This window comes from Prosthecobacter sp. (genome assembly GCF_020439865.1).
Taxonomy (GTDB): Bacteria; Verrucomicrobiota; Verrucomicrobiia; order Verrucomicrobiales; family Verrucomicrobiaceae; genus Prosthecobacter.
Genome location: NZ_JAGRPF010000105.1, coordinates 1 through 11,184, shown reverse-complemented (window position 1 = coordinate 11,184; position 11,184 = coordinate 1). Strand labels below are relative to the sequence as shown.

General features: G+C 61.1%; 7 protein-coding genes and 1 pseudogene. 6 read left to right on the top strand and 2 right to left on the bottom strand.

The window, feature by feature from the left end:
- Positions 1-542: ATP-binding cassette domain-containing protein (locus KDL09_RS11910; protein ID WP_294385110.1), on the bottom strand; the 542-nt coding region annotated here is incomplete at its 3' end.
- A 36-nt stretch (positions 543-578) separates the two neighbouring features.
- A complete protein-coding gene (locus tag KDL09_RS11905) occupies positions 579-1,370 on the bottom strand; it encodes a glycerophosphodiester phosphodiesterase (protein ID WP_294385108.1) in 792 nt (263 codons plus the stop codon).
- A gap of 46 nt (positions 1,371-1,416) precedes the next feature.
- Here KDL09_RS11905 and KDL09_RS11900 point away from each other — a divergent pair, with 46 nt between their 5' ends.
- The 6 genes and pseudogenes from KDL09_RS11900 to KDL09_RS11875 all read left to right on the top strand — a co-directional run.
- Complete coding sequence (locus tag KDL09_RS11900; protein ID WP_294385106.1) at positions 1,417-2,802, top strand: alkaline phosphatase family protein; 1,386 nt, start codon at positions 1,417-1,419, stop codon at positions 2,800-2,802.
- Between the two features lie 16 nt (positions 2,803-2,818).
- Positions 2,819-5,314, top strand: a complete 2,496-nt coding sequence (locus tag KDL09_RS11895; RefSeq protein ID WP_294385105.1) for a DUF1592 domain-containing protein — start codon at positions 2,819-2,821, stop codon at positions 5,312-5,314.
- A gap of 11 nt (positions 5,315-5,325) precedes the next feature.
- On the top strand, positions 5,326-6,624 hold the full coding sequence (locus tag KDL09_RS11890) for a DUF1552 domain-containing protein (RefSeq protein ID WP_294385104.1): 1,299 nt from the start codon (positions 5,326-5,328) through the stop codon (positions 6,622-6,624).
- A gap of 102 nt (positions 6,625-6,726) precedes the next feature.
- A complete protein-coding gene (locus KDL09_RS11885; protein WP_294385103.1) occupies positions 6,727-9,186 on the top strand; it encodes a DUF1592 domain-containing protein in 2,460 nt (819 codons plus the stop codon).
- A 45-nt stretch (positions 9,187-9,231) separates the two neighbouring features.
- Positions 9,232-10,605 carry a DUF1552 domain-containing protein gene (locus KDL09_RS11880; protein WP_294385101.1) on the top strand — a complete coding sequence of 458 codons (1,374 nt, stop codon included), beginning with the start codon at positions 9,232-9,234 and terminating at the stop codon, positions 10,603-10,605.
- A 128-nt stretch (positions 10,606-10,733) separates the two neighbouring features.
- Positions 10,734-11,184: pseudogene (locus KDL09_RS11875) on the top strand (hypothetical protein); the annotation flags it as partial.

Below are 11,184 nucleotides of genomic sequence, written 5' to 3'. Positions count from 1 at the left end.
GTCGGTTCGTCGAGCAACAGCAGATCGGGCTGCGCCACGAGCGCGCGCGCCAGGGCCACGCGCCGTTTCTCACCACCCGAGAGTCCTTTGACGAGACGATCCGGCGCAGGAACGCCGAGCTCGTTCATCGCCGTCTGAATGCGGGTCTCGACTCCCCAGCCGTCGTGAAGCTGGATCTGATGCAGCAGTTCGTCCTCCTGTCCGCTCGTGTAATCACCGGCTTCGTATCGCGCGACCATGTCGAGCAGTTCTTTGGCTCCCGCGCGCACGTTGTCGATCACGCTGGCGTCTTCATCCAGCGTGAACTCTTGCGCGAGGTGGCTCACGATGATGCCGTTGCGCCGCGAGATCGTGCCACTGTCCGGTTTTTCCGTGCCGACGAGGATGCGCATGAGACTCGTTTTGCCCGAGCCGTTGCGACCTACGAGCCCGAGCTTCTCACCCTCATGGATGCTCATCGTCGCGTCATTGAAGACCTGCTGCAGCCCGAATTGAAGGCGCAGGTCTTTGGCGGAAACGACGGCAGGAGTGATGGGAGACATGTGGGGCCGCGCACTGACCACACGAAGCGCCTCAGATCAAGGCTTTGCCAAAGCCTCGCGTGCCATCACCGGATCGTCCGTGGTGATGCCATCGACGCCGAGTTTCGCAAAGCGCTGCACATCTTCCGGTTTGTTTACCGTCCAGACATAAAGGCCAAAGCCGGCCTCACGAATCTGTTTCACCATCGCCTCGTCCCACGGAAAATCCGCCATGCTGAGGTCCAGACCGTCAAGTTGATCGGCCTTCGTGTCGGCGATGAGCTGGGGCAGATCAGTCGCTTTTTTGTCCTTCGTTTTGCCTGATGCGAGGCGGTAAACCTTCACCCAGGGCAGCGCTTTCTTCGACTCCGCGGCGGCCTCACGATTGAACGCGATGATCGCGAGTTGCGCCGCACGATCCTTCATCGGCTCCAGAATGCGTTTCAGTTCCGGCACGATCTCGGCGCCGCATTTTACTTCGATGAAGAAGCGCTGTTTGTCCTTTGGCATCGTCGCGAGCGCCTGCTCCAGCGTGGGAATCTTCTCGTTCGACCATTCCTTGCCCTTCCACGAGCCAGCGTCCAAAGCGGTCAGCTCAGCCTGCTTCGAGGTCGCCACATCGAGCTTCACACCAGCGGTGCGTTTCGTGTCCTTGTCATGAATGACGGCCGTTTTGCCGTCGGCCGTGAGATAGACGTCCACCTCGCAGGCGTCAGCAGCGTTCTTCCACGCCAGTTCGAACGCTCCGACCGTGTTCTCCGGCGCACGCGCGGAAAAACCGCGATGGGCGATGATTTCGACGGCTTGGGCGGGCATGGCGGTCAGAAGGAAAAAGACGAGGCGCTTCATGAGGGAGAAAGCAAACGAGGCAAGCACTCGTAACCCTTCGCCCCAAATGAAATTTTGCGCCCTCCTCATTCTTGGCATCATCATTGTTCGCGGATTGACTTCCTGTTCGAAATCGAGCCCTGAGAGCAACAAGGACCACCATGTCATCCTCATCAGCATCGACGGCTTCCCGGCCTGGCTTTGGAATGACGAGTCGCTGCAGATCCCGAACCTGCGCAAGCTGGCGGCGGAAGGTGCGAGCACGAAGGCGATGACGGTGAGCAATCCGTCGATCACCTGGATCAACCACACGACGCTGGTCACTGGTGTGGAGCCGCGGAAGCACGGTGTGCTATTCAACGGTCTGCTCGTGCGTCAGGGCGACAACAAGCCGCCCAAGATTGAGCCGTGGGTGGACAAGTCAAAACTCGTCCATGTGCCGACGCTGTATGACATCGCCTTTCAAAACGGCCTGACCACGGCCGAGTCCGACTGGGTGGCCGTCACGCGGCCCGGCACGATCACCTGGAGCTTTGCGGAGCTGCCGGAAGCCGAAAGCCCGGTGGTGAAGGAGATGATCGCCGCCGGCAAGATCAAGCCGGAGCACATCGCGTGGATGCAGCTCGGCCCGCAGCGCAAGAGCGTCACGTTTTTGGACAACATGTGGACCCAGGCAGCGATCCACATCTTCAAGACGCACAAGCCGAACCTGCTATTGTATCACACGCTGAATACCGATGCCACGCATCACAGCTACGGCCCCGGTTCGATGGCCAGCCACACCGCGCTGGCCTATGCCGACCGTCTTGTGGGTGATCTGATCAAGGCGGTCGATGAAAGCGGCCTGCGCGACAAGACCACCTTTGTCATCGCCACCGATCACGGTTTCAAAAAGGTCACGAAGATCATCCTGCCAAACGTGGTGCTGAAGAAAGCCGGTCTCGCGCAAGGTATCGGCCCCACCATCAACACCTGCGACGCCTACGCGATGACGCAGGGAGGCATGGCCTTTGTCTATGTCACCAATCCGGCACGCAAGGCCGAGCTGCTGCCGAAGCTGAAGGAAATGTTCGCTCAAACCGAAGGCGTGGATCGTGTGATCGACGGCGCGGAAGGTCACACGCTCGGCATGCCTGTGCCGGAGGAGAATCAGGGCATGGGAGACCTCGTGCTCTATGCCAAAGCCGGCTACGCGTTCAAAAACGACGCGGGTGGCGATGCGGCGGTGGTTCCCTCTGTGGGCTACGCCGGCACGCACGGCTACTTTAACGGCGATCCCGAACTCGACGGCATTTTCATCGCCAGCGGCCGTGGCATCAAGAAAGGCGCAGTGCTCGACCGCATGGCGAACCTCGATGTCGCGCCGACCATTGCGAAGCTGATGGACCTGAAGCTGCCCGATGCGGACGGACACGTGCTTGAGGAGATTCTGATTTCGACGGACAAGAAATGAATCCATGTGCAGCCTCGTGATCAGAGTCTTCATCCTGTGCGCTTGTCCGATCGTTGCGACGGCTCTGTCCACAGTGCCCGTGCAAATCGAGCAGAGCTGCATCGAGTGTCACGACAAGGACACCGCCAAGGGCAGCCTTGATCTCACGGCGCTGACCTTTGATCCCAAGGATCGCGCCAATCGCGAGCGCTGGATCCGCATTTACGATCGCGTCGAGAAAGGGGAGATGCCGCCGAAGGACGAAGATCTGCCGAAGGCTCAGCGTGTCGGGCTTTTGAAGACTCTCGATGCGGCGATCTTTGACGCCGATCATGCCGAAATCCTCGCCAACGGTCGTGGACCGCTGCGCCGGCTGAACCGGGACGAATACGAGCAGAACCTGCGTGATGTGCTGCAACTTCTGGACCTCGACATCCGCGACATTTTGCCCGAGGACCGCGAGGGGCATCGCTTCAACAAGACGAGTGAGATGCTCGACATGTCGCGGGTGCAGCTCGCGGCTTATCTGGATGCGGCGGAAGCGGCTCTGCGCGCGGCCATGGTGACGGGGCGCGAGCCGCCGCCGGTGATGAAACGCCGCGTGGTGGGCACAGATCTGTTCCCCGGCACCAACACTTTCGGCAATCGCGAGGCGATGTTTTTCGCCAAGGACAACAAGTTCATCGAACTGAGTCGGGACAAGGCCAAGGAAGCCGTGACGGACGAGAGCCTCGAGCTGGCGCTGTTTCGTTCGGCGAGCTGGCCCTACCTAGGCACGCCGAAAGGAATCGTGGCGAAGCATGCCGGGCATTACCGGGTGCGCTTCTCCGCACGGGCCGTGCTGCAACAACCGGGCTTCACCTTGCTTCCCGCGAAACAACCGGTGCCGATGACCTTCCGCACGCGCAAACCCGCCGGTGTGGACATCATCAATGAGGTGCGTGCTTCCGGTGGCGTCATCGACATCCAGCCGGAGAAGCAGGTGTATGAAACAACGGTTTCGCTGCGCGAGGGCGAGTCTTTCGAATACAGCCTGCTCGGCCTGCCGATGCCGCTGGCGATGAATCCGAACGGCTCCGCGCCGACCTATCGCTATCCGCCGTTTCCAGAGGGTGGCCAGCCGGGCATCGCGGTGCAGTGGCTCGAAGTTGAAGGCCCCATTCCACCGTCAAGCTGGCCGCCGCCGTCACATCGCGTGCTGTTTGACGATCTCGGCATCGAGATGAAGCCGAAGCACGCGCAGGAAGATGGGAAACGCCTGCTGCGACGGTTTGTGAAACTCGCAGCGCGTGAACCTGTGTCGGAGGATGACCTGCAGATGTTCGATGCACTCATCCGGCAGCGGCTGGAAAAGGGTGCGCCTTTCAGCGAGGCGATGCTGGCCGGTTACAAGGCCTTCCTTGCCTCGGGCGACTTCATCTACCTGCGCGAGCCGGAATCTGCCGAAGATCACTTCGCCATCGCCTCGCGTTTGTCGCACTTCCTTACGAACTCGCGGCCCGATGCCCGCTTGCTCGATCTCGCGGCGAAGAAACAACTGCGCGATAGGAAAACGCTACGCGCCGAGACCACGCACCTGATCGCGAGCGGCGGCTTCGACCGTTTCGTGAAAAACTTCACCGACTACTGGCTCAGCCTGCGTCACGCTCGTCGAGACGATCCCGACATCCGCCTGTTTCCCGAATATCGCTTTGACGAGTATCTCGTGGAAAGCATGGAGCGCGAAACGCGCACCTTCTTCACCGCGATGATCCGCGATAATCTGCCCGCCAGCGTGCTGGTGAAGTCGGACTTCGTCTTCGCGAACGATCGCCTCGCGAAGCACTACGATCTTCCGCCGCTCGTTGGCTCGGCGATGCGCAAAGTCTCGCTGCCTGCCGACAGTCCCTTTGGCGGAATGCTTACCCAGGCGGCGATTTTGAAGGTGAGCGCGAATGGCACGAACACATCTCCCGTCGTGCGCGGCGCCTGGGTGATGGAGCGCCTCATCGGCCAGCCGCCGCCACCACCACCGCCGAGCGTCCCTGCCGTCGAGCCGGACATTCGTGGCGCCAAAACCATCCGCGATCTGCTCGCGCTGCACACGAAGTCCAAAACCTGCGCCGGATGTCACGCGAAGTTTGATCCTGTCGGCCTCGCGTTGGAAAACTTCGACATCCTCGGTGGCTGGCGCACACGCTATCGCGGCGTCGAAGAAGGCGAACGCATCACCGGCATCGATCGCGCCGGGCACGACTTCGCCTACACGCTGTCGGCGCCGGTCGATTCGAGCGGCAAACTCATTGATGGCCGTGAGTTCAAAAACGTGAATGACCTCAAAGCCATCCTCGCAGCGAACTCACGTCAGCTCGCGCGGAACCTGCTGCACCAGTTCACCGTTTATGCTACCGGCACACCCGTCCGCTACTCCGATCGCCGCGAGATCGAATCGATGCTCGATGCGTGCGAGAAGGATGGCTATCGCGTGCGGGATTTGATGCTCGTGCTGGTGGAGAGCCGGATTTTTCTCGGAAACCACGGAGGAGAACCGTAAACCTTCAGTTCATGAACGCCCCCCACATCGCCCGCTCCTTCTCGCGTCGCCGCTTTCTGCAAAGCGCGGGCGTCACGCTGGGGCTGCCGTTGCTCGAATGCATGACGCCGGTGTTTGGCCGGGCCGTGCAGGCGAAGGCGCCGCGGCGGATGCTCATCATCTCGAACAACCTCGGATTTCTGCCGAAGCCTTTCTTTCCGAAGACGGCCGGGCATGACTACGAGCTCACACAGACGCTGGCCCCGCTGGAGGATGTGCGCAGCGAGTTCAGCATCTTCAGCGGCATGTCGCATCCGGATGTGAACGGCGGGCACAGTGCGGAGAACTGCTTTCTCACCGCGGCACGCGGGCCGACGAAGAGCGGCTTTCGCAATCAGATCTCGCTCGACCAGTTTGCGGTGGAAAAGCTCGGCCAGCTCACGCGATTTCCGACGCTGAACCTCGGCGTGAACATCGACAAGGCGAACCGCAGCCTCTCATGGACACGCGACGGCGTGCTGCTGCCCGCCGAGGACAGCGCACCTGCCTTGTTCCGCCGCATGTTTGTGCAGGGCGATCCCGAGGCGGTCAAGAAGCAGCTCAACCGCCTCGACGAGCGCGGCAGCATCCTCGACACGCTCATGGAGCACACGAAGAAGCTCAGCCGCGGTCTCGGCAGCGACGATCGCTCGCGCCTCGACCAATATCTCACCTCCGTGCGCGAGGTGGAGGAGCGCCTGCTCACCGCCCGTGAGTGGGAATTGAAGCCCAAGCCCGCGACCACGCTGCCGGAGCCAGCGGACATCCAGGACAAGAAGCTTATCTTTGAAAAGTTCGACCTCATGCTCGCCATGGCGCAACTCGCGTTCGAGTCTGACTCCACGCGCATCATCACGCTGATGGTCGATGCCTTCGCCACGCCTGCCTTCAAGATTCACGACGGTGAAAACACCACGGAAGGCTATCACGGCCTCAGTCATCACGGCCAGGCCCCGGAAAAGGTGAAGCAACTCGAAGACGCCGACCGCCAACAGATGGTGCTGCTGCGCAAGCTCATCCAAAACCTCGCCGCCAAGAACGAGGACGACTCGCGCCTGCTCGACCGCACCATGGTGCTCTTCGGCAGCAACATGGGCGACGCGAACAAACACGACAACACCAACCTCCCCGTCATTCTCGCCGGTGGCGGCCTCAAACACGGCCAGCATCACGCCTTCAAGGCCGACAACAACCTGCCGCTGAGCAATCTCTTTGTCACCATGCTGCAGCACATGGGAGCGGAGACGGACGCATTCGGATCGAGCACGGGAACGTTGGGCGAATTGGTCTAGCCCTGCGATCGTCCCGCCTTCGCGTGGTCCGGCACCCCGTGTTTTCGGGGGTGACTGTCCGCTAAGCATGGCGGACTGGTGGCGTACTCCTCTCGCTCAATCATGATTTTCCGTCTCCAATTTCGATCCTTATGTGCCGCTTTGCCCGTCGCCAGCGTTGCTTTTGTCGGCTCCGTCCATGCCGCGGAGCCCTTTGAAGCGTTTTTGAAGACGCATTGCATCCGCTGCCACGGACCGGAGAAGGAGAAGGGGGATCTGCGCATTGATCAGCTCTCGCGCGATTTCAAACTGGGTGCCGATGCGCATCATTGGGCGGAGCTGATCGAGCAGGTCAATTCCGGCGAAATGCCGCCGAAGAAGGACAAGGAGACAAAACCGACACAGGAGGAGATGGCGGCGTTTGTGACGAATCTCGATGCGCGTCTCAAAGAGGGACGTGCGGCGCGGATGGCAGCGCGACCAGCTGTGGCGCATTACCGGTTGAGCCGGAAGGAGTATCAAAATACGGTCTATGACCTGCTCGGCGTGCGTTACGATCCCGCCAAACCGGGAGAACTGAACGAGGACAATTTGTGGCACGGGTTTGAGCGCATCGGGTCTGAGCTTTCGCTGTCGCCGTCACATGTGGACCGCTATTACCGCGCGGCGGAACTCGTGCTGGATCGCGCCTTTCCTGCCACCTCATCGAGTGAGGCGCGCAAGGTGCACATGACGGCGGCGGACTTGCGCTACAACGGCGGGAAGGACCAGCAGGCGGCGCTGGACCGCTTCGGCATCAAGCGTCCGCTGCGTTACCTGATGTTCCCGGGCACCGTCCAGCCTGCGCTATCGACGAACTGGTTCGGGAAGACAGGGCCGGAGCACAGCGGACTCTACAAACTACGCATCCAGGCCAGCGGAACTCGTCCGCCCGACGGCCAGATCGCGCATCTCAGCATCGGCACGCGGACCGGCGAGGAAACGGTGGATGGCATCATCGAGTTCGACATCACGGCGCCTGAGGACAAGCCGCAGGTGTATGAGTTCGAGGTGTTTCTTGAGATGCCCACGACGCTGCACTTCTGCGTGGTGGCCACGGATGTGGTGGACCGCCGGGCTGGCGCGGCCTTCCGCAATGCGCTCGCGAGCCGCGGTGGTTACATTTTCACGCACAGCAGCGAGACCCTGCTGCTGAATCCGAACGCGCCGCAGATGTTCGACGACAAGGGCAACGGCCTTTTCTCCACCGTGCTGCTCGATTGGATCGAATGGGAAGGGCCGCTGGTGTCGGACGCGGAAAAGTCGCGTCGCAACGATGTGGTGCCGCCGGATGATGCAACGCCCGAAGTGGTGGCCGAGCATTTGCAGCGCTTCGCCGAACGCGCATGGCGTCGTCCGGTGAAGAAGGAGGAGCTGGAGGACTATTTGAAGTCGTATCGCGATGAGCGCGAGGCGGGAGAGAAGCTGGCCGATGCCTATCGTGTCGCGTTGCAGGGCGTGCTGACTTCGCGTCACTTCATTTACATCGTCGAGGGCGATCCGGTGGCCCGCGAGCGTCTCACCGACTCGGAACTCGCCACGCGGCTGTCGTATCTGCTCTGGAGTTCGATGCCGGACAACGCGCTCTTTGCCGCGGCGAAATCCGGCACGCTGAATGGCGAAGCCCTGAAGAAAGAAGTGGATCGCATGCTCGCGGACAGCAAAGCCAGTCGCTTCATCGACGATTTCGCGCGGCAGTGGCTGCAACTCAATCGCGTGGGCATGTTCCCGCCGGACAAGAAGCTCTATCCCGTTTATGACGCGTGGCTGGAGGAAAGCATGCGCTCGGAGCCGGTGGAGTTCTTCCGCCAGATGTTCACCAAAAACATGCCTATCGACGGCTTCATCGAGTCCGACTGGACCATGGCCAATGCACGGCTCTGTGATTTCTACGGCCTGCCGGAGCCGAAATCGGGCGGCTTCGAGCGTGTCTCGCTGAAGCCCGAAGATCATCGCGGCGGCCTGCTTACGATGGGCGCGGTGCTCGGCCTCACGTCTGACGGCACGCGGCATCGTCCGGTGCATCGCGGTGTGTGGCTCAGCGAAGTGGTGCTCGGCAAGCCGCCGCCTCCACCGCCGGCGAACGTGCCCGCGATCGAACCCCCAACGCCGCAAAGCCCGAAGGCAACCCTGCGCCAAAAGATCGAAGCACACCGCGCAGACGCCAACTGCGCCGCCTGCCACGCGAAGATCGATCCGCTTGGCCTCGCCTGGGACAACTACGATGCCATCGGCCAGTGGCGCACCCGTGAAAAAGTCGCCGCCGGCGTCGGCGAGGATCCTTTGATCAATCCCGCCGGCGCAATGCCCGACGGCCGCGCCTTCAAAGACGCCAATGAGTTCAAGCAACGCCTTCTCGAAGACCGCGACAAGCTTGGCCGCGCCTTCATCGAGCATCTCTGCACCTACGCCCTCCGCCGCGCCCTCGCCTTTGACGACGAGGATGACCTCAGCGCCATTCAGGCCGAAGCAAAGAAGAGCGATTATCGTATCAAGGACATCGTTCGCGCCGTTGCTCTCTCTGACTTGATGAAAAAGCGCTGATCAAATCCATCCATTCACCGCTCTGATCCTCCACCCGTCGATTTTATGAACATCCAAACCCAGTCCTGGCTTCTCAACCGCCGCCATGCCCTCAAGGCGCTCGGCAGCTTCATTTCACTCCCCATGCTGGAGTGCATGGTGCCGCTGCGTGCTGCGGAGACTGCCACCGCAGCGCCAAAGCGCAGCGCGTTCATCTACCTCGCGAATGGTGTTCACTCGCTGAACTACCAGATCACCACGGCGGGCAAGGATTACCAATTCTCACGGTCGCTGAAGCCGCTGGAGAAGCATCGCGATGCCATCACGCCGATCAGCGGATTGCATCATCCGGGCGCGCTCAGTCATCACCACAATTGCATCTCTGTCTGGCTGACCGGTGGCAAGCTCGGGCCTTCGGATCGCAACACGATCTCGGTGGACCAAAAGATGGCGGAGATTACCGCGCCGCACACGCGCTATCCTTCGATGGAGGTCGCTCTGACGCAAAACTCTCTCGCTTGGACCGCGGACGGGGTGCAGTTGCCCGCGCTGCGTCGTTGCAGCGAGATTTTCGCGTCGCTCTTCGAAGAACCGAAGGGCGGAAAGATGGCCCAGCGTCGCGCTTTGCGCCGCAAGGGCAGCGTCCTCGATGCCAACCTCGCCGAAGTGCGCCAGCTCGAGAAAAAGATGGGCGCCGAGGACAAGGGGCGCATGGAGCAATACCTCACCTCCGTGCGCGAGGCAGAGATTCGCACGCGCCGCGCCGATGCGTGGCTCGACACGCCGCTGCCTGTCATCTCTGAAGCAGATCGCAAACGCACCAACCGCGACATCGCGCAAACTTTGGCCGGTGATTACTTCCGCACTGTGTATGACCTCATGGTTCTCGCGTTCCAGACCGATGTGACACGCGTGGCCACCTTCAGCCTCGGCGGTGAAGGCGATGCGTTTTCCATTCCCGAGATCGGCATCACCGAATCGCGTCACCAGCTCAGCCACCACGGCGGCGATGCCGGTTACATGGAGAAGCTCACCAACTACGACACCTTCGCCATCGAGCAGTTCAGCTACTTCCTCACCCGGCTTTCCGAGACAAAAGACCTCAATGGCAAGCCGCTCCTCGGCTCCACGATGTCGCTCTTCGGCAGCGGCATGTGCTACGGCCACAGCCACGGCAACGCCAATCTCCCGCTGGTGCTCGCCGGCGGTTCGGACCTCGGCCTGAAGCACGGCAGCCATCTCGACTTCAACAAGGAGGCCAAGGACTTCGCTGGCTACTCGATCGGCGCGGACGGTGCGCTCACCACCGCTCATTACCAGGTCTGCAGCCGCCCCGTGAACACCGACGCTCACATGAGCAACCTTCTGCTCCTCATGGCCCAGCGCATGGGCGTGGAGACGGACACGTTTAGCGACAGCAACAAGGTGATCACTCTGTGATGTTCTTTGTTCATCGTTCTTGGTTCTTAGTTTGTCCTCGGTTGGCAGCGCTTGCTTGTTCGCTCGTCGTGCTGGCAAACGCCGCCAACGAACAACCCAGAACAAAGAACCAAGAACAAGGAAGCGAAGTGTTCCGCCCGGAAGCTGGAAAATTTCCGCCTCTGGAAAAAGCGCACTCGTATCGCGGCGAACTCGTCTTTGTCGATCACGCGAATCGCCGTGGCAGCCTTCGCGTGGAAGGGTCGGGACAGTTTCGCAGGAACGATCCGCATCCGTTTGCCATGCTACCCTATGGCATCGTTCGCTATCATGGGGCGCCGGCGGATCTGCGCGACATCCCGCTCGGCACCGTGCTGCACGTCCGCGCTTTTCTCCCGCCGGATCCGACCATCTCCGCCGTTCCGGTGCTGCCGGTGAACAACAAGGACAAAGACGCGAACCACAATCGTGACGCGGGCATCTTCCCCGCCGAGAATCACGTCCTTCTCCTCGAAGATGAGCCCAGCCATTGCCAGCGCGAGGGTCTCGTCTGGAAACTCAAGGAATTGGAAATCAAGAACCGTGAAGGCACGATCATCG

Coding starts and splice junctions, on each gene's coding strand:
- KDL09_RS11905 (WP_294385108.1), bottom strand. CDS start 1,370: ATGAAGCGCCTCGTCTTTTTCCTTCTGACCGCCATGCCCGCCCAAGCC.
- KDL09_RS11900 (WP_294385106.1), top strand. CDS start 1,417: ATGAAATTTTGCGCCCTCCTCATTCTTGGCATCATCATTGTTCGCGGA.
- KDL09_RS11890 (WP_294385104.1), top strand. CDS start 5,326: ATGAACGCCCCCCACATCGCCCGCTCCTTCTCGCGTCGCCGCTTTCTG.
- KDL09_RS11885 (WP_294385103.1), top strand. CDS start 6,727: ATGATTTTCCGTCTCCAATTTCGATCCTTATGTGCCGCTTTGCCCGTC.
- KDL09_RS11880 (WP_294385101.1), top strand. CDS start 9,232: ATGAACATCCAAACCCAGTCCTGGCTTCTCAACCGCCGCCATGCCCTC.